The organism is Streptomyces sp. NPDC044704, from assembly GCF_056433525.1.
Genome location: NZ_JBWKGY010000014.1, coordinates 66,386 through 93,060, shown reverse-complemented (window position 1 = coordinate 93,060; position 26,675 = coordinate 66,386). Strand labels below are relative to the sequence as shown.

Below are 26,675 nucleotides of genomic sequence, written 5' to 3'. Positions count from 1 at the left end.
ACATGAGCATCCGCACCCTGATCCGCGGCGGGCTGGTCGTCACCGCCGCCGACGAGCTCCACGCGGACGTCCTCGTCGAGGACGGCCGGGTGGCGGCGCTCGCCGCACACGGCTCGGCCGCGGCCCGGGCGTGGACGGCCGACCGCACGATCGACGCGTCCGGGAAGTACGTCATCCCGGGCGGCGTCGACGCGCACACCCACATGGAACTCCCCTTCGGCGGCACCGCGGCCTCGGACACCTTCGAGACCGGAACCCGCGCCGCGGCCTGGGGCGGCACCACCACCATCGTCGACTTCGCCGTGCAGGGCGTGGGCCGCTCCCTGCGCGAGGGCCTCGACACCTGGTACGCCAAGGCCGACGGCAACTGCGCGATCGACTACGCCTTCCACATGATCCTCTCGGACGTCAACGAGGGCACCCTCAAGGAGATGGACCACCTCGTGGGCGAGGGCGTCACCTCCTTCAAGCTGTTCATGGCCTACCCCGGCGTCTTCTACAGCGACGACGGGCAGATCCTGCGCGCCATGCAGCGGGCCTCCGGCAACGGCGGGCTGATCATGATGCACGCCGAGAACGGCATCGCCATCGACGTCCTCGTCGAACAGGCCCTGGCGCGCGGGGAGACCGACCCCCGCCACCACGGCGAGGTCCGCAAGGTCCTCCTGGAGGCCGAGGCCACCCACCGGGCGATCCAGCTGGCCCGGGTCGCCGGTTCCCCCCTGTACGTCGTCCACGTCTCGGCGGAGGAGGCGGTGGCCGAACTGGCCGCCGCCCGCGACAAGGGCCTGCCCGTCTTCGGGGAGACCTGCCCGCAGTACCTGTTCCTGTCCACCGACAACCTGGCGGAGCCCGACTTCCAGGGCGCCAAGTACGTCTGCTCCACGCCGCTGCGCCCGCGCGAGCACCAGGCGGCGCTGTGGCGGGGCCTGCGGACCAACGACCTCCAGGTGGTCTCCACCGACCACTGCCCGTTCTGCTTCCGCGGCCAGAAGGAGCTGGGCCGCGGGGACTTCTCGAAGATCCCCAACGGGCTGCCGGGGGTGGAGAACCGGATGGACCTCCTCCATCAGGCCGTCCTGGACGGGCACATCAGCCGCCGACGCTGGATCGAGATCGCCTGCGCGACCCCGGCCCGGATGTTCGGCCTCTACCCGCAGAAGGGCACGATCGCGCCGGGTTCCGACGCCGACATCGTCCTCTACGATCCGCACGCCGAGCAGATCATCTCCGCCGAGACGCACCACATGAACGTGGACTACTCGGCGTACGAGGGCAGGCGGATCACCGGACGCGTCGACACGGTCCTCTCGCGCGGGGAATTCGTCATCGACCGGCGCGAGTACGCCGGCCGGGCCGGTCACGGGACCTTCGTCCACCGCTCCACCTGCCAGTACCTGTAAGGAGAGTCCCCGCATGGACTTCGGCCTCGTCCTCCAGACCGACCCGCCCGCCTCCCAGGTCGTCAGCCTCATGAAGCGCGCCGAGCGCAACGGCTTCCGCTACGGCTGGACCTTCGACTCGGCGGTGCTGTGGCAGGAGCCGTTCGTCATCTACAGCCAGATCCTGGCGAACACGCAGAAGCTGCACGTCGGGCCGATGGTCACCAACCCGGGCACCCGCACCTGGGAGGTGACGGCCTCCACCTTCGCCACCCTCAACGACATGTACGGCAACCGCACCGTCTGCGGCATCGGGCGCGGTGACTCGGCGATGCGGGTCGCCGGGCGCGCCCCCAACACCCTGGCGCGGCTCGGCGAGGCCATCGACGTCATCCGCGACCTCGCCGAGGGCCGGGAGGCCGAGGTCGACGGCAATCCGATCCGCATCCCCTGGATCCGGGAGGGGAAGCTGCCCGTCTGGATGGCGGCGTACGGGCCGAAGGCGCTCGCGCTGGCCGGGCAGAAGGCGGACGGGTTCATCCTCCAGCTCGCCGACCCCTACCTCACCGAATGGATGATCAAGGCGGTGCGGCAGGCCGCCGTGGAGGCCGGACGGGACCCGGACGCCATCACGATCTGCGTGGCGGCGCCCGCGTACGTCGGAGACGACCTCGCGCACGCCCGCGACCAGTGCCGCTGGTTCGGCGGGATGGTCGGCAACCACGTCGCCGACCTGGTCTCCCGGTACGGGGAGCACTCCTCGATGGTCCCGGACGAGCTGACCGAGTACGTCAAGTCCCGTCAGGGCTACGACTACAGCCACCACGGCCGCGCCGGCAACCCGTCCGCGGACTTCGTCCCCGACGAGATCGTCGACCGCTTCTGCCTGCTGGGCCCGGCCGAGGCCCACATCGAAAAGCTCCGCACCCTGCGCGGCCTGGGCGTCGACCAGTTCGCCGTCTACGACATGCACGACGCCCGCGAGGCCACCATCGACGCGTACGGACAGCTTGTCATCCCGGCACTCAACGGCTGACGGCCCCAGGGCCGCCCAACCCCCGCGGGGGCCGCGCACCCGGCGCGGCCCCCGCGGGGGTTCGCCTCATGGACACGTCAAATGCGGTAGCATCTCGCATGGCGTCAAGGAAGTCAACGCCTGTGCAGCACCGCGCAGGTCGGGTCCGTAGTGCCCCCGCTGTCGATGCGACCGCGCGTGCGAGCACCGTCCCGCCGAGTGCGCCCGCTCTCCCCGGTTGGTGACGATCCGTACTGACCGCACGAGCCCCGCCGGTTCACCCGAACCGGTTCACGGGGCTCCGTTCTGGAGACGACGTGAAAATCCTCCCCGAAATCTCTCGCACGCTGAGCGAGTACCTCCTCATCCCGGGCCTGACCACGGAAGACTGCACGCCGGACAACGTGGATCTCGGGGCGCCGCTGGTGCGGCACCGGATCGGCGAGGAACCGGGGATCCGGATCGCCACGCCCATGGTGAGCGCCATCATGCAGGCGGTGTCGTCACCGGCGCTGGCGGTGGCACTCGCCCAGGTCGGCGGGCTGTCGTTCATCCATCAGAACCAGCAGATCGAGGACCAGGCCGCGGACGTGCTGGCGGTGAAGCGGCACAAGGCCGGCTTCCGCACCAGCGAGGTCACCGTGGCGCCGCGGACGTCCCTCGGAGAGGTCGCCCGGCAACTGTCCGAGGCCGAGCAGGGCGTGGCCGTGGTCACGCGCAGCGGGGACGCGGACGGCGAGTTCCTCGGGATCATCAGCCTCGACGACTTCCACCTGGAGCGCCACGGGGCTTCCGAGACGGCCGGCAACCGGATGCGGGGCCGTGACGGCCTGGTCACCGCGCCCGCCACCGCCTCACTGTCCGAGGCGAACGAGCTGATCTGGCAACACCACCTGGACGTACTGCCGGTGCTCGAAGACGGCAGGGTCGCCTCCCTGGTCCTCAAGCGGGACTACCAGGCCCACAAGACGTACCACCGGGCGAGCGTGGACGGCGCGAAGCGTCTGCGCGTGGGTGCCGGCATCAACTCCCGGGACTTCAAGGACCGCGTTCCCGCACTCGTGGAGGCGGGAGCGGACGTCCTGTGCCTGGACTCCTCCGACGGCTATTCCGAATACCAGGCGAGGACCCTCGCGTTCGCCCGGGAGGCGTTCGGGGACGAGGTTCCCGTCGGTGCGGGGAACGTCGTCGACGGGCGGGCCTTCCGCTACCTGGCCGACGCGGGCGCGGCGTTCGTCAAGGTCGGCATCGGCGGCGGGGCCATCTGCACCACGCGGGCGCAGAAGGGCATCGGCCGCGGGCAGGCCTCCGCGCTGCTCGACGTGGTCGAAGCGCGCGACGCGTACGCGCGGGAGACCGGGGTGTACGTACCGCTGTGCTGTGACGGCGGTCTGCTGAACGACTCGCACATGGCGATGGCGCTGGCGATGGGCGCCGACTTCATCATGCTCGGCCGCTACTTCGCCCGGCTCGACGAGAGCCCGTCACGGAAGCTCCAGATCGGCGGCCAGTGGTACAAGGAGTACTGGGGCGAGGGTTCGAGGCGGGCACAGAACGCGGCCCGGTACGGGCAGGGCGGCCGGATGGTCTTCGAGGAGGGCGTCGACGGCTACGTGCCCTACGCAGGCAGCCTCTACGACAACGTGGAGCGGACCCGGACCAAGCTGATCTCCACGATGATCAGTTGTGGGTCGACCACCCTGCGGGACTTCCACCGGGACGCCGTACTGGTTCCGGTGTCGGCGGAGTCGTTCAAGCAGACCGGGGCCGAGATCGAGGTGCGTCGGCCCGCCATCGACGCCGGAGGGTGACGCGACCGGCCGGGCTGTTGCCCGGCCGGTGCGGGGCCGTCCGGCGCCGGGGTCAGTGCTTGCGGCGCAGGCGGGCGAGCAGGCCGCGCGCCTGTTCGCGCTTGCGCGGGTCGGCGGCCGCCCGGCGGGCCGATTCGATGGTCCGCCGCCCCTGGGGGCTGCGGCTGAACTCCTTGATCCTGGCGAGCAATCCGGCCATGGGCCCTCCCTGAGGTCGCGTCCTACGTCGCCCATGCCCGGGATCCGCGCCGTCAACCGGCCCTGACTGTCCCGGTGTCGGCGGGCGCGGGACGCGGCGGAAGCGTGGGGCGCAGGTGCCCGGGGTGACGGCCCAGCCCGTCGGACCGAGCCTGTCGAACCCAGTCCGTCGGCCCCAGCCCGTGGACCCCGCGCCTGCCGGCCCGTGGCGTCGCCCGGTGACGGCCTCGCGCCGGACCCGGGCGGGCACGTGGCCCGCACCCGGGTGGGGTGCGGGCCACGCGGCGGCGTCAGGCGTCCGGGCCGGGCCGGGTGGGGTGCGGGGTCGGGGCCGGGCCGGTGACGGCCGGGTCGTCGTCCGCCGGCGGCTCGGGCTCGCGGCCCTCGGCCGTACGGACGGGCCGGCCGGACGTCAGGTAACTCCGGAGCTCCTGCTTGGCGTGTTCGTCACGGTAGGGGCTCATCTTGTCGCTGCCGCGCTGCATGTGATCGCTCTCCTCCGGCCGGCGGAACCGGCCCTCGGGTACTCGTACGCTCGCTCTCCGCCGCGCCGCCCGCGGCCCGCTGTCCGGGCCCGCCGTCAGGGCGACGCCGTGCGGTCCTCCCTCCGTCGCCCCCGAGCGTGCCCGGCACACCGCCCGCCACACACCCGAAACGGGAAAAACCGGCCGGGACGGGCCGCCCCGCTCACTCCGCGCCCGCCGTGACGCGCACGCATTCGCGGACCACCGCCTCCAGACCGCCCTCCCGGCGGAGGATCTCGCGCTGGCGCCACGCCCCGGTCCCGCTCACCACCAGCCGGGCCAGCCCGTCGCGGACGTCGTCGAGGTCGCCGCTGTCGGCGAGGGCGTCCGACACGTGCGCGAGGAGGGCGGCGAGCACCTTCTCCGCGGAGGACTCCCGCATGGTCAGCGGATCCAGCAGCGGCCCGTCCAGACCGGAGCGCGCCGCCCGCCAGGAGGCCAGGTGCAGCAGGTCCAGCCCGTGCCGCGCCGGCTCCTCCCCGGCGTGCCAGGCCCGGGCCGCGGTCTCCACCAGCCCCCGGACGAGGGCGGCGACCAGCACGGTCGTGGACGCCTCCAGGCAGACGTCGGCCACCCGGATCTCGACCGTCGGGTAGGACGCGGACAGGCGGGCGTCGAAGAAGACCATGCCCCGGTCGCGCAGGACCCCGGTGGCCACCATGTCCTCGACGCGCCGGTGGTACCCCTCGGCCGAGCCGAACAGCTCGACCGGCCCGGCGGAGGGCCAGCGGTCCCACACCCGGCTGCGGTAGCTCGCGTAGCCGCTGTCCTCGCCCTGCCAGAACGGCGAATTGGCGCTCAGGGCCGTCAGGACCGGCAGCCACGGGCGGATCCGGTCCAGCACCGCCACGCCCTCCTCGTCGGACTCCACCGCCACGTGCACGTGACAGCCGCTGGTGAGCTGCTCCTGCGCGGTCAGCCCGAACTGTTCGGCGATCCACGTGTAGCGCTCGCCCAGGTGGAGCGACGGCCGGACGGGCAGCGGAGAGGTGGCCAGGGCGGCGACCGAAGCGCCGGCCTCCCCGGCGCGCCGGGCCGCCTCGCGCCGCCAGCGCACGATCTCGTCCGCGAGGTCGGGCATGGAGGAGACCGGTTTCGTGGCGAACTCCACCTGTTCCTTCGCCAGCTCCTTCTCGAACACCTCCCGGCCCGTACGGTCGTCCCCCCGCGGGGACGCCGCCAGCACGGGCGCGGCCAGGGCGAGCGCCTCGCCCGTCTCCGAGCTGACCAGCAGCAGCTCTTCCTCGACCCCAACGGTGCGCATGTCCGGCTCCAGATCCCTCGTGTACGTCGGAACGGCGCGTCTGCCCGGTTTCGGTGCCGCCATGCCCGTCAGGGCCCGCCGGTTCCGGGTGCGGACACCCCACCGGGGTGTCCCGGCCGCTGCGGGGCACCGGCCGCCGGGATTCACGGGGAATCCACCCGGTGTGCGGTCCCGCGTCGCGCACCGGCCTGGGGTTCGTCGGCGGGGCGTGCTTTGCTGGGGGCATGATCGATGAATTCCTGGACCGTGACCTGTCCGCCGTCGAAGAGGCCGTCCGCAAGGCGGCGGCGGCCGAGATCATGCCGAGGTTCCGGCAGCTCGCCGAGCACGAGGTGGACGAGAAGAGCGGCCCCCACGACCTGGTCACCGTCGCCGACCGGCTGGCCGAGGAGCACCTCACCGCTTCGCTGACGCGGCTGCTGCCCGGCTCGGCCGTGGTCGGCGAGGAGGCCGTGCACGCCGACCCGGACGTCTACCGGGCCCTGCGCGCCGACGCCCCCGTCTGGATCGTGGACCCGGTGGACGGCACCCGGCAGTTCGTGAACGGCGACCCCGCCTTCTGCACCCTGGTCGCGCTGGCCCTGCGCGGGGAGATCCTCGCCTCCTGGACCTTCGCCCCGGCCCTGGACGAACTGGCCACCGCCGTGCGGGGGCAGGGCGCGTACGTCAACGGAGAGCGGATCCACAGCGGTTCGCCCGATCCGGGCGCCGTGCTGCGCGTGGCCACCGCACACCCGCTGTACACCACGGAGGAGGAGCGGCGGATCCTCGGCCGCCTGGACGTGCCCGGGGTCTCCTCCCGGCCCTGCGGTTCGGCGGGTCTGGAGTACCTGAAGGTGGCCCGCGGGGAGATGGACGCCCTGGCCTTCAACTGGCCCTCGGCGTGGGACCATGCGGCCGGCCTCCTGCTGGTCGGCGAGGCGGGCGGCACCCAGAGCACGGTCGACGGGGTGCCCTTCCGGGTGGACCGGGACAACGCGCTCCCCTTCGCCGTGGGCCGCGACGAGGCCACGACGACCCGGATCCGCGACCTGCTGCGCGGCGCCTAGGGCCTGTCGTCAAACTCCCGTCGTCGCCCGGAGGGCGGCCCTGCGGCGTCTGGTGCGTGCTCTCGGTGCGCCGGGCGGAAGCCCGCGTACTGGACGTACTTGGCTTTCGCCCGGTGCGGCGAGAGCGCGTGCCAGGCGTCGCGGGGCAGACGGGAGTTTGACGACAGGCCCTAGGGGTTGGGGCGGAGCCGTCGGCCGTCGGCGGCGCAATAAGCTGGGGTCAGTGCCCGCCGGACGAAGGAGTCGCACAGTGCCGCCGATCCTCGATGCGGTCGTGGTGGGGGCGGGGCCCAACGGCCTGACCGCCGCCGTCGAACTGGCCCGCCGCGGCCACTCCGTAGCCGTGTTCGAGGCCGCCGGAACCGTCGGCGGCGGGGCCCGTACCGAGGAGCTCACCCTCCCCGGTTTCCGGCACGACCCCTGCTCCGCGGTCCACCCCCTCGGCATCGGATCGCCGGTGTTCAAGACCATGCCGCTGAAGCGGTACGGGCTGGAGTGGCTGCACGCGCCCCTGCCGATGGCGCACCCCTTCGACGACGGCACCGCCGCCGTGCTGTCGCGCTCCGTCGCCGAGACCGCCGCGTCCTTCGGGCCGCGCGACGCGGGCGCGTACCGGCGCCTGGTGGGCCCGTACCTCGGCAAGTGGGACACCCTGGCCAGGGACTTCATGTCCCTGCCGAGCACCGCCCTGCCCCGGGACCCGGTCACCCTGGCCCGGTTCGGGCTGGACGGACTGCCGCCCTCCACCTGGCTGCTGCGCCGCTTCCGCGACGACCGGGCCCGCGCCCTGTTCGCCGGGCTCGTGGCGCACGTCATCGCCCCGCTGGGCGGGATCGGGACCGGCGCCGTCGGCCTGGTCTTCGCCCTGGCCGCCCACGCCGGCGGCTGGCCGATGCCGCGCGGCGGCTCGCAGTCCGTCTCCGACGCCCTCGCCGGCTACCTGCGCGACCTCGGCGGCACCGTCCACACCGGCTACGAGGTCAAGCGGCTCGACGACCTCCCGCCGGCCCGCGCGTACGTCTTCGACACCTCCCCGACCGCCCTGGCCCGCATCGCGCGCCTCGGCCGCGCCTACGAGGGCTACCGGTACGGGGCCTCCGTCTTCAAGCTCGACTACGCGCTGGACGGCCCCGTGCCCTGGACGGCGGAGGAGGCCCGCCGGGCCGGCACCGTCCAGATCGGACCCCGCACCCGCGACATCGACGCGGCCCTGCAACTGGCCTCGGGCGGCCGCGCCCCGCGCACCCCCTTCCTCATCACCGCCCAGCCCAGCCTCGTCGACCCGGGCCGGGCGCCCGAGGGCAAGCACGTCTTCTGGGCGTACGGGCACGTCCCGGCGGGCTGGGACGGCGACCTCACCGAAGCCGTCGAACGGCAGCTGGAGCGCTTCGCCCCCGGCTTCCGCGACCTCGTGCTCGCCCGCGCCACGGCCGGCCCGCCCCAGCTCGCGGCCCGCAACCCCAACTACGTCGGCGGGGACATCGCCTGCGGCGCGGCCTCCGGCCTCCAGCTCCTGCTGCGCCCGAAGCTCACCCTGTCCCCGTACACGACCGCCCATCCGGCGGTGTTCCTCTGTTCCTCGGCCACTCCGCCCGGCCCGGGCGTCCACGGCATGTCCGGCCACAACGCCGCCAAGGCGGTCTGGCGCCACCTTCGGAAGGCCTCGTGATGGTCCGCATCACCCTCGTCCTCGGAGACATCACCGCGGAGCCGGCCGACGCGGTCGTCAACGCCGCGAACTCCTCGCTGCTCGGCGGCGGGGGAGTGGACGGCGCCATCCACCGGCGCGGCGGCCCCGAGATCCTGGCCGCCTGCGAAGACCTGCGGCGCTCCCACTACGGCAAGGGCCTGCCGACGGGCCGCGCGGTCGCCACCACCGCGGGCCGGCTCCCGGCGGCGCACTTGATCCACACGGTCGGGCCGGTGTGGTCCCGCGACGAGGACCGCTCGGAGCTGCTGGCCTCCTGCTACCGCGAGTCCCTGCGCGTCGCCGACGAACTGGGGGCCCGTACGGTCGCCTTCCCGGCGATCTCCACCGGGATCTACGGCTGGCCGATGGACGACGGCGCCCGGATCGCCGTCGAGACCGTGCGCGCGGCCCGCACCGAGGTCGAGGAGGTCCGGTTCGTGCTCTTCGACGAGAAGGCCTACGCGGCGTTCGAGGCCGCCGCCGGAGGCCCGGCGTAGACCGTCACCGGGCCCGCTTCGCCTGGCCGGGGGCGGGGCGCGGGTAGGTCCGGGACTGCTTGACGCTGCCGTAGGCGAAGCTCGACTCGATCGAGGCGATGCCGGGAATGGCGTGGATCCGGTGGCGGACCAGTGCCTCGTACGCCTCCAGGTCCTCGATGACCACGCGCAGCAGGTAGTCGCTGCTGCCCGCCATCAGGTAGCAGTCCTGGATGTGCTCGATCACCGCCACGTGCTCTTCGAACGTCCCGACGGCCTCCGCCGTGTGCCGCTCCAGGCGGATCCGGACGAAAACGGTGACGGGGAGACCGAAGGCGACCTGGTCGACCATGGCCGTGTAGCCCCGGATCAGGCCCGCCTCCTCCAGGCGGCGGACCCGGCGCAGGCAGGGGGAGGGGGACAGCCTCACGCGGTCGGCGAGGTCCTGGTTGGACAACCGCCCGTCGGCCTGCAATTCCCGGATGATCTGCAGATCGACGGCGTCCACGGTTCCTCCAGGGCGTTTCTTGGCAGATCCTGCCCCAAACGTATGTCCGAGCGACAGAACTGGCAATCGGCTGCCCCGGCCCAGGCCCTAGCGTTGCGAGGGAACGGGCCAGACCGGTCCGCGCTCACAGGCTGGAGCAACTTCCTTGGTCGCGACCACTACCACCGGGGCGGCCGCTCCCCTCCGCGCGGAGGGCCCGCGGGCCGGAAACCCCGGCCGCCGCGGGCTCTCCCCCCAGGGCCGGGGCATGCTGGCCCTGCTGGTCACCGTGGCGATCTGGGCCGCCTTCGCGCTCAGCGCCCGCGCCCTGAGCACCTCCACGCTCCTGCCCGCCGACGCCGCCCTGCTGCGCTTCGGCGTCCCGCTGGTCGTCCTGCTGCCCGCGCTGTGGAAGCGCCGCGAGCGCATCGCCGCGGTCCGGCCCGGTCCCGCCCTCAAGATCGTCTGTGGTGCGGGGGTGCCGTTCTTCCTCGCCGCCATGCACGGCGGCGCCCTGACCTCGGCCGCCTTCGTCGGCTCGATCGTCCCGGGCATGGTCCCGCTGTTCGTCTCCGCCCTCATGGCCGCCCGCGGACACGGCCTGCCCCGGGGAGCGCAGACCGCCGGCCTCGCCCTGATCGCGACCGGCGTGATCGCCCTGGTCTGGCGGCACGTCGTCCCCGTCGACACGGACGTACTGGCCGGCGCCGGCACCCTCCTGGTCGCCAGCGGGCTGTGGGCCCTGTACACGGTGGGCCTGCGCGACGTCGACCTCGACCCCGTGGGCTCGATCGGCCTGCTCTGCCTTCCCTCCTTCGCCGTGATCGGACTCCTGGTGCTGACCGGGGTCCTCCCGAGCGGCCTCGCCCACGCCGAGGGCGCGGACATCGCCCTCTTCCTGGTGGTGCAGGGACTCGGCGTGGGCCTGTGCGCGGGCCTGCTCTACGCCTTCGCGATCCGCCGGCTCGGTGCCGAACGCGCCTCGGTCGTCGGCAGCCTCAGCCCCGTCGCCGTCGTCCTGCTCGCCATCCCGCTCCTCGACGAGAAGCCGGCCCTCGCCGTCCTCGTCGGCGTGCCCCTGATCACCGCCGGCGTGGTCCTCGCCAATCGCCGCCCCCGCCCCCACGCCCGCCCGCTCCCCGAGGTTCCCGCAGATGCTTGAGCTCCTTCCCCCGCCGCCCACCGATCCCCTGTGGGACCTGACGTACGAGTTCGGCGGCGACGAGCGGCCCGAGCGGCTGAACCTCGTCCTCGGCGTGTACCGCGACGACACCGGCCGCACGCCCGTGATGGCCGCCGTCCGCGAGGCCGAGATACGCCTCGCCGAGCGCTCCGACTCCAAGGAGTACCGCGGGCTCTCCGGCAACGCCGGCTTCAACCGGGCCCTGCTGGCGCTGGTCCTGGGATCCGGCGGTCCGGCCGACCGGGCCGCGGCCGTCCAGACCGTCGCCGGCTCCGGCGCGCTGCGGCTGCTGGCCGACCTGATCTGCCGGACCCGCCCCGGCACGACGGTGTGGATCAGCGACCCGGCCTACGTCAACCACCGGCCCATCCTGGAGGCGGCCGGCCTGACCGTGCGCACCTACGGCTGGCGCGACGCCGAAGGCGGCTTCGACACCGCCGCGGTCCTGCGCGACCTCGGCGCGGCGCGGCGCGACGACGTCGTCCTCCTCCAGGGCTGCTGCCACAACCCGACCGGCGCCGACCCCTCCCCGCAGGACTGGGAGGCCCTCGCCGACCTCGCCGCCCGGACCGGCTGGGTGCCGTTCGTCGACCTCGCCTACCACGGCCTCGGCGACGGACTGGAGGCCGACCTGGCGGCCACGCGGCTGCTCGCCTCCCGGCTGCCGGAGGTGCTGGTGGCCGTCAGCTGCTCGAAGAACTTCGGCCTGTACAGCGACCGTACGGGCTGCGCCATCGTCGTCGGCGCCTCGGCCACGGCCGTGCGGCACGCCGAGACGGCCCTGCAGAACGCCGCCCGGACCCTGTACTCGATGCCGCCCGAGCACGGCGCCGCCGTCGTGACGGCCATCCTGGAGGACGAGCGGCTGCGCCGCTCCTGGGAGGCGGAACTGGACGTCATGCGCGGCCGGATCGCCGCCAACCGGGCCGAACTCACCGCCCGCCTCGACGCCCTGGGCTGCGAGGTCCAGGCGCGGGCCCTGGCGCGGCAGAAGGGCATGTTCTCGATGCTGCCGCTGACCTCCCCGCAGATGCTCCTGCTGCGCAGGCAGTTCGCCATCTACGGCACCACCTCGGGCCGCATCAACATCGCCGGAATCCCGCCCCACCGGATCCCCTGCCTCGCCCAGGGCATCGCCGCCGTCCTGGAATCACGGCACATGTCGGTGAATTCGTAAACACGGCCCCCGAAAGGCGTGGCCGAAAATCCCTCCGGGCCGGGCGGCCGAATCTGCCGGGGAATGGCCGGATGGAACTCGCCGCACGGATCGCGACGGCGGGCGTGTGGCATCATGGCCGCGTCGTCGCACGGGAATCGGCGGCGCGACTGGGCGAGGACGGCCGCGCAGGGGTTCGGCGGAGGACTGTGATGAAGTTACCTGGCTCTGCGTCATCGACGTCCGAGGACAGAAGGCTCCGGCGCCGCCTCAAGCGGGTCCGCCACACCTGCGAGGAACTCCTCGCGCAGTGGGGCATGGAGCACGGATGCGGGATCGACGAACTCCACCACTATCTGACCGAACAGCGCAACCGGCCCATCCATTTGATATCCACGCCGTTCCCCGAACGCCACCTGTTCGGTATATGGCTGAAAATGGATGACTTCGACGTCATCGTGTACGAGAAGGCCGCCTCCTCTTCACACAAAGAACACATCATCGCGCACGAACTGGCGCACATCGCCTTCGAGCACAAGGGTTCCGTGCAACTCGGCGGAGGCGATTCGGGCCAGCTGGTCCCCGACGTCGACCCCGCGGCCGTCCGCGGCATGCTGATGCGCTCCCGCTACAGCGACGACGAGGAACAGGAAGCCGAGACCATGGCCTCCCTGATCCTCGCGCGGGCCGCGAAGCGCTGGACCGAACCCGCCTGGGGCGTCCCCGCCGACGCCGCCGAGATCGTCGCCCGCATCGAGAACGGCCTCGGCAAGCCGGACCAGGGGTGCGTGTGATCTACGGGATCCTCGCGTGGATCTGCGCCGTCGTCGGCATCGCCGCCTTCGCCTACCGGCTCCCCGACCTGCTCCGCAGACGACACGACATCGCCCTCTGGGCGCTGTGTACGTACTTCCTCTGCTCCGGGATCAGCTTCCTCGTCGACCTCGACCTGCTGCGGCTGCACATCTCCGGATTCTTCGGACTTCCCAACATCACCTCGCTGATCACCCAGATCGCGGTCGTCATCCTCACCGCGGCCCAGCAGGTCGTCCTCGTCTACTGGTCGTCGCCGCCCGCCGAGGCCCGGCGGATGGCCCGCCGGCGCGTGCTGTTCTTCACCGCCGCGCTGTGCGTCCTCGTCCCCACGTCGCTCGCCGTGGGACCCGCCACCAAGTCCGAGACGGCCACCTCCACGATCCTGCTCAGCATCGAGGACGGCCGGTACGCCCTGTACATGTCCTTCTACCTGCTGATCTGCGCCATCGGGCAGTTCGAGACGGTGCGGCTGTCGCTGCGCTTCACCAAGATGGCCAACCGCCAGTGGCTCGCGGTCGGCATGCGGACCGTCACCGTCGGCGCGAGCCTGATCCTCGTCTACTGCGTGACGCGCAGCATCCAGATCGCGGGCACCCGGCTCGACTTCGACGGCGCCGGCCTCGACCCCATCCAGTGGACGAGCGGCAGCATCGGAGCCCTCCTCCAGATCATCGGCTGGACCATCCCCTCCTGGGGCATCCGCGTCACCCGGGCCCGCGGCTGGATCCGCAGCTACCGCTCCTACCTCCGGCTGCGCCCGCTGTGGTGGGCCCTCTACCAGGCGTCCCCGGACATCGCGCTGGACCCGCCCCGCTCCATGCCCCGCGACCTCGTCCCGCCCCGGGACCCCCACTACAGCCTCTACCGGCGCGTCATCGAGATCCGCGACGGCCAGCTGATGCTCCGCACCTCCCTCTCCCTCGCGGACTTCGCCCGCGTCGCCCGCTCCCTGAACCTCCCCGAGGACCCCACCTCACCCCTCGGAGAGGCGCTCCAGGTGCGCGCCGTCCTCAGTCGGCCCGCCGACCAGCGCGCGGAACAGGCCGACGCGGCCGACATCCCCGTACGCCCGCCGTACGAGGACTTCCGCGAGGAGGTGGAGTGGCTGACGGAGGTCGCCGCCTCGTTCACCGCCCTCGGACAGCGCCGCGACGGGCCGGTCGACGCGGGTCTCCTGTCATGAGCGCCCCGGACCACCCCGAGCCCGGGCTCCCCGCCGACCGGGCCGGGGAGCCCGGCGCGCTGCACGCCGCGGCCCTGCGCACGGTCCGGCGCCTCGTCGCCCTGGACACCGAGCACGGCGCCACGGCCGCCGTACCCGCCGTACGGGAAGCCGTACGGAGCTTCCCGCAGCTGTCGGCCGAGCCCGGGAGCCTGCACGCCGAGGACGCGGACCGGCTCGCCGCCCTGGCCGAGCTCGCCGAGGTCATCGGCTGGATCCTGTTCGACGCCGGCCTGCACCCGCAGGCCCGCCGGATGAACGCGCGCGCCCTGGCGCTCGCCGGCCTGTGCGGAGACCGCTGGACGGCGCGCCTGGTGCTGCTCAACCACAGCATGCTCGAAGCCCACACCGGACGGCCGCGGGCCGCCCTGGAGTCCGCCGCGCAGGCCGTCGGACCGAAGCCGCTGCCCGCCCGGGTGAGCAGCCTCGTCCTGATCCGCCAGGCCCACGCGCTCGCCATGCTGGGCGCGAGCCGCGAACCCCTCGTGCTGATCGCCCGCGCCCAGAGCCGCTTCCTGGACGGCGTCTCGTACCGCGACCCGCACTGGGCCTGGTGGATCGACCAGAGCGAGCTCCTCGGCCACCGGGGCTGGGTCCACGCCCGGCTGGGCCGCTGGGACCGGGCCGTCCCCCTCCTGCACGCCGCGGCCACCGCTCCCGGACCGTCCTACCGGCACCTGTTCACCGCCGAGCTGCTGGCGGCCCTGGTGCGCGCCGGGGCCTGGACCGAGGCGGAGGACCTCATCGCGGACCTCGCGCCGCGGGCCGCCGGGATCGGCTCCGTACGGACCACCGGGACCCTGCGCCGCACCGCGCGGGGCCTGCGCCGCTCCGGGGCCGCACCGGGCCGCCTGAAGGACGCGGCCGTCTTCCTGCTGGAGTCCCTGCCCGCCTAGCCGGCGCGGACCGGACCCGCACCCCGAGCACCACCCCCGAGCGCCACCCCCCACCCCCTCCACGAACGACAGACAGGGACTGAAGACACATGCGATCCATCCGGATATCGATGCCCGCCGCCGCCCTCTTCGCGGTGGGCGCGCTCCTGTTCGCCGTGGGGAGACCCGTGGCCGACGTCGCGTTCGACACGCGTGCCACCACGGCCGCCGCGGAGCAGCAGTCCGCCTCCCAGGTGGGCAGCCCCTTCATCTCCACGCACCTGTACTTCGGCACCGGCCGCCACAACGGCCACCCCCCGATCACCGACGCGGAGTTCATGAAGTTCGTGGCCGACGTGGTCACGCCCCGGTTCCCGTCCGGGCTGACCCTCCAGGAGGGCCGCGGCCAGTGGCGGGACAAGGAGGGCGACATCAACGGGGAGCGCTCCTACGAACTGACCGTCCTCTACCCCGTGAACGAGGCGCACCGGCGCAACATCGACATCGAGTACATCCGCCGCCTCTACTGCAAGACGTACGAGCTGGAGTCGGTCGGCCGCGCCGACGTCCGGGCGCAGGCCGACTTCTGATCCGCAGGGGGACCGCCCGGCCAGGGCGGGCGGTCCCCCGACCGTCCCCGCCCGCCCCCCGTCCCCGCGCGGCTCCGCCCCGACGCGCCGTTCCGAGCGCTCGGATAGGGTGAATCGGAAGGAATCAGGCCCCCCGGGGTGAGGTCGGTGCATTGGACACTTACCAGTCGACGAGCGAGGTGCCCGACCAGCCGACACCGGCGGTCGGATACGCCGGCGTACTCCGCGAGCTGCTGCCGATCGCCCTCTGGCGGGAGGACGCGGACGGCCTCGTCGTCGAATGGTCGCTGGCCGCCCAGGACCTGCTCGGACACCGTCCCGAGGACATCCTCGGCAGGCCCGGCACCGCCGTGCTCGTCCCCGAGGCCAACCAGGAGCTCGCCGACGACCTGACCCGCCGCGTCCAGGCCGGCGAGACCGTCGTCGGGACCCTGCCCGTCCGCCACCGCGACGGACACCGCGTGGCGATGGAGATGTGGATCGTCCCGGCCGCCGACCCGCAGGGCCGTACGGGCGCCCTCCTGATCGCCGTGGAGACCTCCGAGGTCCTGCACATGCGGGACTCCCTCGCCGCCCTCCAGAGCCTGTTCACCCAGTCCCCGATCGGCCTCGCCACCCTCGGCCCCGACCTGCGCTTCCTGCGGGTCAACGACGCGCTGGCCCGGATGAACGGCGTACCCGCCGCCGACCACCTCGGCAAGCGCCTCACCGAGGTCGTCCCCGGGGTCAACGCCGCCGCGCTGGAGGAGACCATGCGCAAGGTGCTGGAGTGCGGCAGCGCCGTCGTCGACGTCCGCCGCACCGGCCGCACCCCCGCCGACCCCGACCACGACCGGACCTGGTCCTGCTCCTACGCCCCGCTGCTCGACGGGAGCGGCCGCCGCCTCGGCCTCATCGCCTCCCTCATCGACATCACCGAGGGCCAGCGGGCCCAGCTGGAGGCCGAACGGGCCCGTACCCGCTTCGCCCTCCTCGCCGAGGCCGGCACGCGCATCGGGACGACCCTCGACCTGAACCAGACCGCCCGGGAGATCGTCGACATGCTGGTGCCGCAGCTCGCGGACTCGGCCGACGTACAGGTCCTGGAGGCGGCCCTCGACCCGGACGAGTCGGCGGCCTCCAACCACGGGGTGCTGCGGCGCCTCGCGGCGACCTTCCCCGACCCGGCGGCGCCCACCGCCCGCCTCGCGGCCGGCCAGACCTTCCAGGTCCCGTCCGGGACGGTGTACGAGCGGGTCGTCACCGAGGGCATCCCGATGAACCTGTACGCCTCCGACGTCCCGGCGCTGATCACCGACCCGCGCGCGCAGGCCCTGCGCGACTACCTCGCCACGCTCGGCTCGGCGCGGATGGTGCCGCTGGTGGCGCGCGGGAAGGTGCTGGGGGCCGTCGCGGTGACCCGCGTGCGCGGACGCGAGCCGTTCGACGCCCAGGACTGCGTCCTGATCGAGGATCTCGTCTCGCGCGCCGCCCTCAACATCGACAACGCCCGGATGTACACCAACCAGCGCCGGGCCGCCCTCACCCTCCAGCGCAGCCTCAGCAACAGCGCCCTCCCCGAGGTGGCGGGCCTCGAACTGACCGGCCGCTACCTGCCGGCCAGCGACCACGACGTGGGCGGCGACTGGTTCGACGTCATCCAGCTGCCGCGGGGCCGTACCGGTCTCGTCATCGGCGACGTGATGGGCCACGGCATCCACGCGGCCGCCGTCATGGGCCAGCTCCGCACGGCGGTACGGACCCTCGCCCGCGAGGACGTGCCGCCCGCCCGGCTGCTGCAATCCCTCGACGCGGTCGTCGCGGACCTCGGCGAGGACGAGATGGCCACCTGCGTGTACGCCGTCCACGACCCGGCGACCGGCGGCTGCGCCATCGCCCGCGCCGGGCACCCCCCGCCCGCCGTGGTCACCGCCGACGGGACGGTCACCTTCCTCGACGGGCCGCCCGGAACCCCGCTCGGCACGGGCGGCCGTGACTTCCGCACCGAGGAGGTGCCGCTGCCGCCGGGGAGCCTCCTCGCGCTGTACACGGACGGCCTGATCGAGGCCCGAGACCGGGACCTCGACGAGGGGATGGAGCGGCTCGGCCGGGCGCTGGAGCGGGCCGGGCAGCCGCTCGACGAGCTGTGCGAGGGGATCCTGGCCGAGCTGCTGCCCAGGGCCCCGGAGGACGACGTAGCGGTCCTCCTGGCCCGTACCCGGGCCGTCTGAGGCCCCCGGCGGGCCGTCCCGGCCCCTGCCCCGCCCGTCACCAGGCGAGGTCCTCCAGCGCGTCGATGTCCGGGGCGGGCGCCGCAGCGGGCTCGGGGCCGGCGGTCAGGGACAGCTCCGCCCAGATGACCTTCCCGCGGTCCGTGTAGCGGGTGCCCCACCGCTCGGCGTACTGGGCGACGAGGAACAGGCCGCGGCCGCCCTCGTCGGTCGTGGCCGCGTACCGCAGGTGGGGGGAGGTGCTGCTGCCGTCGGAGACCTCGCAGATCAGGTTCCGGTCGTACAGCAGGCGGACCCGGACGGGCGCCGATCCGTACCGGATGGCGTTGGTGATCAGCTCGCTGAGGACGAGTTCGGCGGTGAAGGAGATGTCCTCCAGCCCCCACGCGGCGAGCTGGGCGGCGCCCGCGTTCCGCACGCGGGACACCGCCGACGGATCCCCGGGCACCTCCCATTCGCAGATGCGGCCGGGATCCAGCCGCCGGGTGTCGGCGACCAGCAGGGCGATGTCGTCGCTCGGGGCCGGGAACAGCAGCGCGGCCAGGACGTCCGCGCAGGCCTGGTCGGGGCTGCGGCCGGGCCGCGACAGGGTCTCGCCCAACAGCACCAGCCCGGTGTCGAAGTCCCGGTCGCGGTCCTCCAGGAGGCCGTCCGTGAACAGGACGAGCCGGCTCCCCTCGGGCAGCCGCAGTCCCGTCGCCTCGAACGGCATGCCGCCCACCCCGAGGGGGAGCCCGGTCGGCAGTTCGGGGAACTCCACCCGCCCGTCGGCGTGCACCAGGGCCGGGCCGGGGTGGCCGGCGCTGGCGATCGTGCAGTTCCCGGAGACGGGGTCGTACACCGCGTACAGACAGGTGGCCCCGGTGATCCCGGCGGGCTCCTCCCCGACGTCGGCGACCTCCCCGGCTTCTGCGGCGTCCGCGCCCCGCACGGCACCGGGGCCGGCCCGGACGCCGCTCTCCAGCTGGTCGATCCGGTCGATCAGCTCGTCCAGGTGGCCCAGCAGCTCGTCGGGCGGCATGTCGAGGGTGGAGAAGTTGTGCACGGCCGTGCGCAGCCGGCCCATCGTCGCCGCCGCGTGCACCCCGTGCCCGACCACGTCCCCCACCACGAGCGCCACCCGCGCCCCGGGCAGGGGGATCACGTCGAACCAGTCGCCGCCCACCCCCGCCTTCGCCGGCAGGTACCGGAAGGCGACGTCCACGGCGCTCAGGTCGGGCAGCACGCGGGGCAGCAGGCTGCGCTGGAGGGTCACGGCGGTGGCGTGCTCGCGGGTGTAGCGGCGGGCGTTGTCGATGGAGACGGCCGCCCGTGCCCCCAGCTCCTCCGCGAAGGACAGGTCCTCCTCGTCGAAGGCCTCCGGGGTGTCGGCGGCCCGCCAGAAGTTCGCCATGCCCAGCACCACGCCCCGGGCCTGGAGCGGTACGGAGATCAGGGAGTGCAGCCCGTAGTCGAGGGCCACCCGGGTACCGGCGGCGTCCTGGGCCCGCCAGCCCATCGCGGCGTTCAGGTCGGCGGCGAGCACCGCGTGCCCGGCGTCCAGGGCCGCGGCCATCGGAGCCGTCGGGACGGCGAACCGGATCACGTCGCCGACGGGCTGGAGCGGCTGGTCGCCGCGCACCCCGGACATCGCCGCCCGGCGCATCTCGGTGTGCGCGCCGGCCGTCCGGGAGGGCTCCTCCCCGCGCAGCACCGGCTCCAGCAGCTCGACGGTGACGAAGTCCGCGAATCGCGGTACGGCCACCTCCGAGAGCTCCTCGGCGGTGCGCACCACGTCCAGGGTGGTGCCGATCCGCACCCCGGCGTCGTAGAGCATCTGGAGCCGTTCCCGGGCCACCTCGGCGCGTCCGGAGAGCGCGGCGAGCTCGGTGGAGTCGCGCAGGGTCATGACGCTGCCGGAGGGCCGGCCGGCGAAGGTCTCGGTGGGGCGCACGTTCACCGCGAGGAGCCGGTCGCCCGCCAGGTGGACCTCGTCCGTGACGACCCGCCCGGAGAGCAGCATCTCCGCGGTGCGCGGGTCGAGGCCCAGCTCGTTCACGTGGCGCTGTTCGGCGTCGGCGGGCAGGTCCAGGAGGCGGCGGGCCTCGTCGTTGGCGAGCAGCAGCCGGTCGTGGGCGTCGACGATCAGGACGCCCTCGCGCACGGCGTGGAGGACCGCTTCGTGGTGTTCGTTCATCCGGGCCATCTCGACGGCGCCCAGGCCGCGGGTCTGGCGCCGCAGCCGCCGGCTGACCAGCGCGGCGCCGCCGGTGCCGAGGAGCACGGCGCCCGCCGCGGCGCCGAGCAGCAGCGGCAGCTGGCCCTCGACCACGTCCCCCACGTTCTGGATCTCGATGCCGGTGGAGACCAGGCCGACGACGGCGCCGGACTCGTCCCGTACGGGGACCACCGCGCGGACGGCGTCGCTGGGCTCGCCCAGGAACACCTCGGTGAAGGACTGTCCGGCCGCGGCGCGGCTCAGGTCGCCGGTGGCCTTCCGGCCGATCAGCTCCGGCCGGGAGTCGGTGTAGCGGACCCCGTCGAGGGTCATGACGGCGACGAAGTCCACCCCGGAGGCCTTGCGGGCGCCCTCGGCCAGCGGCAGGAGCGCGAGCGTCGGGTCCGGTGACCGCAGGGCGGCGGGCAGGCCGGGGGCGTGGGCGAAGGCCTCGGCGGCGGCCAGGGAGCGGTGCCGGGCGTCCTGCCGGCTGTCGTAGCGGGCCTGGAAGACGAGGGCCAGCGTGCCCGCGGTGATCAGCACCATGACGATGACCGCCATCAGCGCGAACACCTGACCGGCGAGGGTGCCGGGCGCGAGGGAGAGGCGCGCGAGCAGGCCTGCCGGCCGCGCTTCCCCGTGTCGACCCGAACGTCCGGTCATGAGCCCTTTCTAACACTGTCGCCGCGTCCGGGTGTGGTGGCCGCCGCCGCCCGGTACGCGCGCGGGCTCTGGCCGACGTGGGTCCCGAAGTGCTGGCGGAAGGTGACCTCGCTGGCGAACCCGGTCCGCCGGGCCACTTCCGGGACCGGGTGGTCGGTGCGTTCCAGGAGTTTGCGGGCCTCGTCCAGACGGCGGCCGAGCAGCCAGCGGTGCGGGGTGGTGCCGGTCGCCGCGGTGAAGTGCCGGGCGAAGGAGCGGGGCGACATGCCGGCCCAGCGGGCCAGGGTGGCCACGTCCAGCGGCTCGTGGAGCCGGCGCAGCGCCTGCTCCCGTACGGCCGCCAGGGCCTCGGCGGTCCGGTCCGCCGCCGGAGTGGGCCGGTCCAGGTACTGGGCGTGGTCTCCGGTGCGGAAGGGGCCGGTCACCATCGACCGGGCGATCGTCGCCGCGGCCTCCGCCCCGTGGGCCTCCCGCACGAGGTGCAGGCACAGGTCGATCCCGGAGGCGACCCCGGCCGAGGTCCACAGGCCGTCGTCCTCGACGAACAGCGGGGCCTCCTCGACGAGCACCCCGGGGTAGCGGGCCGCGAGCTGCGGGGCGAGCCACCAGTGGGTCACCGCCCGGCGGCCCTCCAGCAGCCCCGCCTCGGCGAGGACGAAGGCCCCGGCGCACAGGGCGGCCACCGGCACGCCCCGGGCGTGCGCGGCCCGCAGCGCGGCGAGGACCGGCTCGGGCGTGGGGTCGGCGGGCTCGGCCAGGGCGGGCACGACGATCAGGTCGGCGCTGCCGAGCCAGTCGAGCCCGCGGTCGGGGGTGAGGGTGAGCCCGCCGGGCAGGTCGATCGGGCCGGTGTCCAGCGCGCACCGGCGCAGCTCGAAGGGGGGCACCCCGGCCCGGCTGCGGTCCGGTCCCCAGACCTCGGTGATGACGGCGAGGTCGAAGCTGCGGATCCCGGGCTGGGCGACGATCGCGACGCGCTCCATGGGGCCACTGTGCCAGACGGGACGGCGGCCATGCTGCCAGTCTGGCAGGATCCCATCGATCGGGGTCCCGGGAGCCCCTGGGACGGGACCGGCGCCGGGCACAGGATGGAGCCATGACCGACACCGAGAACGCCCCGCACCTCGCCGCCGACAGCGCCCTGATCGTCATCGACGTCCAGAAGGGCTTCGACGACGCCTCCTTCTGGGGCCCGCGCAACAACCCGGCCGCCGAGGACAACATCGCCGCCCTCATGGACGCCTGGCAGGCCTCCGGCCGCCCGGTGGTCCTCGTACGGCACGCCTCGCGTCCCGGCTCCGTCCTCGCCCCGGACCAGCCCGGATACGCCTTCAAGGACCTCGTGGAGGAGCGCCGCCACGAGTCCCTGCTCGTCACCAAGACCGTGAACTCCGCCTTCTACGGAACCCCCGACCTGGCCGGCTGGCTCACCTCGCGGGGCATCGGCCAGGTGGTCGTCGCCGGGATCCAGACCAACATGTGCGTCGAGACCACGGCCCGGATGGCGGGCAACCTCGGCTACGAGGTCCTCGTGCCGCTGGACGCCACCCACACCTTCGACCTCGCCGGTCCGGAGGGGCTCTCCCTGACCGCCGACGAACTCGCCACCGCCACCGCGGTCAACCTCCAGGGCGGCGGCTTCGCCCGCGTGGTGACCACGGCTCAGCTGCTCTCCGCCGCCCCGGCCGCCCAGCTCACCGCGTAGAACCGCAGCCGCCCGTCCTCCCGGACGAGCCGCATCCCGGCGGCGGCCATGACGCGCTGCGAGGCGGTGTTCTCCACCGCCGTGTCGCCCTCCACCGCGGACGCCCCGTGCCGCCGGGCGTGTTCCAGCAGCGCGCGCAGGGCCTCGGCGGCGTACCCGTGGCCGCGCGCCCCGGGGACCAGCCCGTAGCCGACGGTCACCCGGCCCCGGGCGTCGGCGGGCCCGTGGAAGCCGGCGCCGCCGACCGCCAGGCCGTCCCCGCGCAGCCGGATCTCGTACGCGCCGAACGGCGGCGGGCCGCCCGCCCCGGCGAGGACCCGCAGGTGGCGCTCGGCGCCCGCCCGGTCGGCGGCGTCCGGATACCCCGGTCCCCACCGGTCACCCGGCCCGGGGACGCCGGACAGGAGGCGCAGGGCCCCCTCCCGGTCGAGGGGTACGAGCAGCAGGCGCGGTGTCGTCAGGGCGTCCATGGCACCCAAGGAACACCGCCCGGGGCACCCGGCGCACCCGGATTTCCGGTCCGGGAGTACCCCCGAAGGGGTACGGGCCCGCACCCCCGAAGGGGTACGGGCCCGCGGCCGTGCGTCAGGCCGCCGTCACAGGACGTCGGCGGCGATGTTCTCCGCGACCCGCTCCAGCAGGGGACCGGCGTTCGGGATGGACTTCGCCGGGTCGGGCTCCAGGTCGCTCAGCGGGTACGCCTTGCGGATCCCGGCGGCCTCCAGGGCCTCCTGGGTCAGCAGCAGGCGGCCGCAGACCGCCACGACCGGCTTGCCCGCCGCGCGCGCCGCGGCCGCGACGCCCGCCGGGGCCTTGCCGTGCAGGGTCTGCTCGTCGAGGGAGCCCTCGCCGGTGATGACCAGCGTGGCCCGCTCCAGCGCCGGGGCGAAGCCCAGCACCTCCAGCATCAGCTCGATCCCGGGACGGAACGTCGCACCGAGCAGGAGCGCCCCGTAGCCGATGCCGCCGGCGCCGCCCGCGCCCGGCAGCACCGCGCACTCGGCGGCCTTCGGACCGATCGACTTCTCCAGCACCACCGCGAAGTGCGCCAGCGCCGCGTCGAGGGCCGCCACGTCCTCGGGCGACGCCCCCTTCTGCGGGCCGTACACCGCGGCGCAGCCCTTGGGGCCCGTCAGCGGGTTGTCGACGTCGCTCGCCAGGACGAACTCGACCCCGGCGAAGCGGGGGTCGATCCCGGACAGGTCCGCCGAGGCCAGAGCGGCCAGCGCGCCGCCGCCCGGGCCGACCGGTTCGCCGTTCGCGTCCAGGAACACCGCGCCCAGCGCCGCCAGCATGCCCGCGCCGCCGTCGGTGGTGGCGCTGCCGCCCACGCCGAAGACGATCGAGCGGGCGCCCGCGTCCAGGGCGGCCTTCAGCAGCTCACCCGAGCCGTACGTGGTGGCCGTCAGCGCGGCGAAGGTGCCGGCGGGCAGCAGCTGGAGGCCGGAGGCCTCCGCCATCTCGACCACGGCGGTACCGTCGCGCAGTGCGAAAGCGGCCGTGACCTGGTCGCCGAGGGGTCCGGTGACCCGTACCTCCCGGCGTTCGAAACCGGCCGCCACAGCGGCCGCGACCGTACCGTCGCCGCCGTCCGCGACGGGGAGGGTCTCGATCTCCACGCCCGGTACGGCCTTGCGGAGCCCGGCCGTCACCCGCTCCGCGACCTGAACGGCCGTGAGCGAGCCCTTGAATTTGTCCGCGGCGATGAGCACGCGCGCGGTCTCAGTTACTGCTCCGTCCGTCACCTTGCTAATCCCTTGCTATCGAACAGTGCAGTCGCGCCCCCATGAGCCTATCCGGAGGATCCTCCTATGCCCATGGGTGGCCTGGGCCACATGCGGCGCGCCATGCCCCTAAATACGGATATACGCCTGCATAGTGTGGCCGCATGAGCACGGATTCACTGGAACAGTCACGTCCGGATACTCCAGGTGGGGGATCCGGCGGGCCCGCGGACGGCACTCCCGACCGCAGTGTCGTGACCATCGGCGTGATCGCCGTGCTGGCCGTCGTCGCCTGGGCCGCGCTGGGCAAGGACTCCTTCGACAGCACCTCCGCCACCGCCCTCGGCTGGGTGCTGAACAACTTCGCCTGGCTGTTCGTGATCGCCGCCGACGTGTTCCTCGTCATGTGCGTCGTCCTCGCCGTCAGCCGCTTCGGGCGGATCCGGCTCGGCGCCGACGGTTCCGAACCCGAGTTCACGAACCTCGCGTGGATCGCGATGATGTTCAGCGCGGGCATGGGCATCGGCCTGATGTTCTACGGCGTCGGCGAGCCGCTCACCCACTACCTGAACCCGCCCCCGGCCTCCGGCGCGGCACCCGGCACCGGCGCCGCCGCCCTCGCGGCCATGGAGTACTCCTTCTTCCACTGGACGCTCACCCCCTGGGCCATCTACGGCATCGCCGGTCTCGCCCTCGCCTACGCGACCTTCCGCAAGGGCCGCGGCAACCGCCTCAGCTCCGCCTTCGTCCCGCTGATGGGCCAGGAGCGGGCCGACGGGTGGGCCGGCAAGGCCATCGACCTGCTCGCCGTCTTCGCCACCGTCTTCGGCACCGCGACCAGCCTCGGCCTCGGCGCGCTCCAGGTGTCCAAGGGCCTCAACATCACCACCGGCGTCGAGGACTCCACCACCGTCGAGCTGATCATCATCGCCTCGCTGTCGGCCGCCTTCGTGCTCTCCGCGTTCTCCGGCCTGCACAAGGGCGTCAAATGGCTGAGCACCATCAACCTCGTGCTCGCCGCCGTCCTGATGCTCTTCGTCTTCCTCCTCGGCCCCACCGTCTACATCCTGGACGTCATCCCCTCCAGCGTCGGCGGCTACCTGGACGAACTGCTGCCCATGGCCAGCCGCACCGGCGCCTTCACCGACAGCGCCTGGCTCGGCGCCTGGACCATCTTCTACTGGGCCTGGTGGCTCTCCTGGGCCCCCTTCGTCGGCACCTTCATCGCCAGGATCTCCCGCGGCCGCACCATCCGGGAGTTCCTCGTCGGCGTCCTGCTGGTCCCCAGCGGCGCCACCGTCGTCTGGTTCTGCGTCATGGGCGGCACCGCCATCCGCCTGCAGTCCACCGGCGCCGCCGACCTCGCGACGAAGCTCAAGGAGGGCACCGAGGCCTCGCTCTTCGCGATGCTCGACGCGCTGCCGCTCGGCACCGCCACCTCCTGGGTGGCGATGGTCCTGGTCATGACGTACTTCGTCACCAGCGCCGACTCGGCCTCACTCGTCATGGGCTCGCTGACCAGCCGGGGCTCGCTCAACCCGCCCACCTGGCTCGTCGTCACCTGGGGCGTCCTCATGGCCGCCGTGGCCGCGGTGCTCCTCGTCGCGGGCGGCCTGAAGTCCCTCCAGACCGCGACCATCCTGGTCGCCCTGCCCTTCGTGCTCGTCATGCTGCTGCTGTGCTGGGCCCTGGTGAAGGAGCTGCGCGAGGACCCCGGCGCGGGGCCCGCCCGCCACCACGCGCTCCACGGGCTGCGGGACGCCGTCAAGGCCATGGTCGGCGACGCCGTCACCGGACAGGGGCCGGCCCGCCACCCCCGGCTGCGGCGCGTCGCCGAGTCCAGGGGGCGCGACCGGGAGGACGGCGGTACCCCCCAGGCGTGATCGCGCGGGACTGCCCTGCGGGAAGCCCGGGGAGGCTGGGTAGGGTGGCGCCGTGACCACCACCGATGACTACGCCACCTACATCGCGAGCCTGCCCCGGGTGCTGGCCGGCGCGGCCGCCCTCTTCCGGGACGCCGAGGGCCGGGTCCTGCTCGTCGAGCCCAACTACCGTGAGGGCTGGGCGCTGCCGGGCGGCACCATCGAGTCGGACCTGGGGGAGTCCCCCCGGACGGCGGCCCGCCGCGAGAGCGCCGAGGAGATCGGCGTCGACGTCCCCCTCGGCCGGCTCCTCGCCGTCGACTGGTCCCTGGGCGAGGGCCGCCCGCCGCTGGCCGCCTACCTCTACGACGGCGGCGTGCTCGACGCCGAGCAGCTCGCCGGCATCAGGCTCCAGGAAGAGGAACTGCTCTCCTGGAAGCTGGTCGCACCCGCCGAACTGACCACGTACCTCCTCGGTTCGCTCGGCCGCCGGACGCAAGAGGCCGTCCGCGTCCTGGAGTCGGGCGAGGGCACCGTGGAACTGGAGAACGGCCGCCGCCCCGCGGCGTAGCAGCA

General features: G+C 73.7%; 24 protein-coding genes. 16 read left to right on the top strand and 8 right to left on the bottom strand.

Features of this window, described 5'->3' with window-relative positions:
- Window positions 1–2 precede the first annotated feature (2 nt).
- From hydA to AC07B0_RS28785, 3 genes are all read left to right on the top strand, one after another.
- The gene (gene hydA, locus AC07B0_RS28795; RefSeq protein ID WP_356876273.1) at window positions 3–1,403 is read left to right on the top strand and encodes a dihydropyrimidinase; all 1,401 of its coding nucleotides are present in this window, start codon (window positions 3–5) and stop codon (window positions 1,401–1,403) included.
- Between the two features lie 13 nt (window positions 1,404–1,416).
- Window positions 1,417–2,418 carry a TIGR03842 family LLM class F420-dependent oxidoreductase gene (locus tag AC07B0_RS28790; RefSeq protein WP_356876271.1) on the top strand — a complete coding sequence of 334 codons (1,002 nt, stop codon included), beginning with the start codon at window positions 1,417–1,419 and terminating at the stop codon, window positions 2,416–2,418.
- A 296-nt stretch (window positions 2,419–2,714) separates the two neighbouring features.
- Window positions 2,715–4,208, top strand: a complete 1,494-nt coding sequence (locus tag AC07B0_RS28785; protein ID WP_478899212.1) for an IMP dehydrogenase — start codon at window positions 2,715–2,717, stop codon at window positions 4,206–4,208.
- A gap of 52 nt (window positions 4,209–4,260) precedes the next feature.
- On the opposite strand, the gene AC07B0_RS28780 is transcribed toward AC07B0_RS28785, so the two are convergent.
- From AC07B0_RS28780 to AC07B0_RS28770, 3 genes are all read right to left on the bottom strand, one after another.
- Complete coding sequence (locus AC07B0_RS28780) at window positions 4,261–4,407, bottom strand: hypothetical protein (protein ID WP_356876266.1); 147 nt, start codon at window positions 4,405–4,407, stop codon at window positions 4,261–4,263.
- 289 nt (window positions 4,408–4,696) lie between these two features.
- A complete protein-coding gene (locus AC07B0_RS28775; RefSeq protein ID WP_478899210.1) occupies window positions 4,697–4,891 on the bottom strand; it encodes a hypothetical protein in 195 nt (64 codons plus the stop codon).
- Window positions 4,892–5,093: 202 nt separating this feature from the next.
- On the bottom strand, window positions 5,094–6,194 hold the full coding sequence (locus AC07B0_RS28770; RefSeq protein WP_356876262.1) for a glutamate--cysteine ligase: 1,101 nt from the start codon (window positions 6,192–6,194) through the stop codon (window positions 5,094–5,096).
- A 224-nt stretch (window positions 6,195–6,418) separates the two neighbouring features.
- On the opposite strand from AC07B0_RS28770, the gene AC07B0_RS28765 reads away from it, so the two are divergent.
- From AC07B0_RS28765 to AC07B0_RS28755, 3 genes are all read left to right on the top strand, one after another.
- Entirely contained in the window at window positions 6,419–7,243 is an 825-nt protein-coding gene (locus AC07B0_RS28765; RefSeq protein ID WP_356876260.1) for an inositol monophosphatase family protein, read from the top strand.
- A gap of 250 nt (window positions 7,244–7,493) precedes the next feature.
- Window positions 7,494–8,912 carry a phytoene desaturase family protein gene (locus AC07B0_RS28760; RefSeq protein ID WP_356881011.1) on the top strand — a complete coding sequence of 473 codons (1,419 nt, stop codon included), beginning with the start codon at window positions 7,494–7,496 and terminating at the stop codon, window positions 8,910–8,912.
- Entirely contained in the window at window positions 8,912–9,430 is a 519-nt protein-coding gene (locus tag AC07B0_RS28755; protein WP_478899209.1) for an O-acetyl-ADP-ribose deacetylase, read from the top strand. The genes AC07B0_RS28760 and AC07B0_RS28755 overlap by 1 nt, the downstream gene beginning before the upstream one ends.
- 4 nt (window positions 9,431–9,434) lie before the next feature.
- On the opposite strand, the gene AC07B0_RS28750 is transcribed toward AC07B0_RS28755, so the two are convergent.
- Window positions 9,435–9,917 (bottom strand): Lrp/AsnC family transcriptional regulator, encoded by a 483-nt coding sequence (locus tag AC07B0_RS28750; RefSeq protein ID WP_356881015.1) that lies wholly within the window; start codon window positions 9,915–9,917, stop codon window positions 9,435–9,437.
- A 145-nt stretch (window positions 9,918–10,062) separates the two neighbouring features.
- On the opposite strand from AC07B0_RS28750, the gene AC07B0_RS28745 reads away from it, so the two are divergent.
- The 7 genes from AC07B0_RS28745 (at window position 10,063) to AC07B0_RS28715 (ending at window position 17,948) form a co-directional block, all read left to right on the top strand.
- The gene (locus AC07B0_RS28745; protein ID WP_356881017.1) at window positions 10,063–11,058 is read left to right on the top strand and encodes a DMT family transporter; all 996 of its coding nucleotides are present in this window, start codon (window positions 10,063–10,065) and stop codon (window positions 11,056–11,058) included.
- Window positions 11,051–12,256 (top strand): amino acid aminotransferase, encoded by a 1,206-nt coding sequence (locus AC07B0_RS28740; protein ID WP_356881019.1) that lies wholly within the window; start codon window positions 11,051–11,053, stop codon window positions 12,254–12,256. The genes AC07B0_RS28745 and AC07B0_RS28740 overlap by 8 nt, the downstream gene beginning before the upstream one ends.
- 191 nt (window positions 12,257–12,447) lie before the next feature.
- Window positions 12,448–13,029 (top strand): BTB/POZ domain-containing protein, encoded by a 582-nt coding sequence (locus AC07B0_RS28735; protein ID WP_356881021.1) that lies wholly within the window; start codon window positions 12,448–12,450, stop codon window positions 13,027–13,029.
- Entirely contained in the window at window positions 13,026–14,234 is a 1,209-nt protein-coding gene (locus AC07B0_RS28730) for an MAB_1171c family putative transporter (RefSeq protein WP_356881023.1), read from the top strand. The genes AC07B0_RS28735 and AC07B0_RS28730 overlap by 4 nt, the downstream gene beginning before the upstream one ends.
- Window positions 14,231–15,169, top strand: a complete 939-nt coding sequence (locus AC07B0_RS28725) for a DNA-binding protein (protein WP_478899207.1) — start codon at window positions 14,231–14,233, stop codon at window positions 15,167–15,169. Before AC07B0_RS28730 ends, AC07B0_RS28725 begins: the two co-directional genes overlap by 4 nt.
- 89 nt (window positions 15,170–15,258) lie before the next feature.
- Complete coding sequence (locus tag AC07B0_RS28720; RefSeq protein WP_356881027.1) at window positions 15,259–15,738, top strand: DUF3574 domain-containing protein; 480 nt, start codon at window positions 15,259–15,261, stop codon at window positions 15,736–15,738.
- Window positions 15,739–15,890: 152 nt separating this feature from the next.
- Window positions 15,891–17,948, top strand: coding sequence for a SpoIIE family protein phosphatase (locus AC07B0_RS28715; protein ID WP_478899205.1), 2,058 nt, complete (start codon window positions 15,891–15,893; stop codon window positions 17,946–17,948).
- A gap of 37 nt (window positions 17,949–17,985) precedes the next feature.
- Here the strand turns inward: AC07B0_RS28715 and AC07B0_RS28710 are convergent, their stop codons facing one another.
- On the bottom strand, window positions 17,986–20,808 hold the full coding sequence (locus AC07B0_RS28710; RefSeq protein WP_478863662.1) for a SpoIIE family protein phosphatase: 2,823 nt from the start codon (window positions 20,806–20,808) through the stop codon (window positions 17,986–17,988).
- Window positions 20,805–21,791 (bottom strand): GlxA family transcriptional regulator, encoded by a 987-nt coding sequence (locus AC07B0_RS28705; protein WP_356881031.1) that lies wholly within the window; start codon window positions 21,789–21,791, stop codon window positions 20,805–20,807. Before AC07B0_RS28705 ends, AC07B0_RS28710 begins: the two co-directional genes overlap by 4 nt.
- A 113-nt stretch (window positions 21,792–21,904) precedes the next feature.
- Between AC07B0_RS28705 and AC07B0_RS28700 the strand changes: the two genes are divergently transcribed.
- A complete protein-coding gene (locus tag AC07B0_RS28700) occupies window positions 21,905–22,513 on the top strand; it encodes a cysteine hydrolase family protein (protein ID WP_478899203.1) in 609 nt (202 codons plus the stop codon).
- Here AC07B0_RS28700 and AC07B0_RS28695 read toward each other — a convergent pair.
- Window positions 22,471–22,983, bottom strand: coding sequence for a GNAT family N-acetyltransferase (locus AC07B0_RS28695; protein ID WP_478899202.1), 513 nt, complete (start codon window positions 22,981–22,983; stop codon window positions 22,471–22,473). The genes AC07B0_RS28700 and AC07B0_RS28695 overlap by 43 nt on opposite strands.
- Before the next feature lie 126 nt (window positions 22,984–23,109).
- Window positions 23,110–24,258, bottom strand: coding sequence for a glycerate kinase (locus AC07B0_RS28690; RefSeq protein ID WP_356881037.1), 1,149 nt, complete (start codon window positions 24,256–24,258; stop codon window positions 23,110–23,112).
- 143 nt (window positions 24,259–24,401) lie between these two features.
- Between AC07B0_RS28690 and AC07B0_RS28685 the strand changes: the two genes are divergently transcribed.
- Together AC07B0_RS28685 and AC07B0_RS28680 are read left to right on the top strand one after the other, a co-directional pair.
- Window positions 24,402–26,120, top strand: coding sequence for a BCCT family transporter (locus tag AC07B0_RS28685; protein WP_478899201.1), 1,719 nt, complete (start codon window positions 24,402–24,404; stop codon window positions 26,118–26,120).
- A gap of 52 nt (window positions 26,121–26,172) precedes the next feature.
- A complete protein-coding gene (locus AC07B0_RS28680; RefSeq protein WP_478899200.1) occupies window positions 26,173–26,670 on the top strand; it encodes an NUDIX domain-containing protein in 498 nt (165 codons plus the stop codon).
- Window positions 26,671–26,675 lie beyond the last annotated feature (5 nt).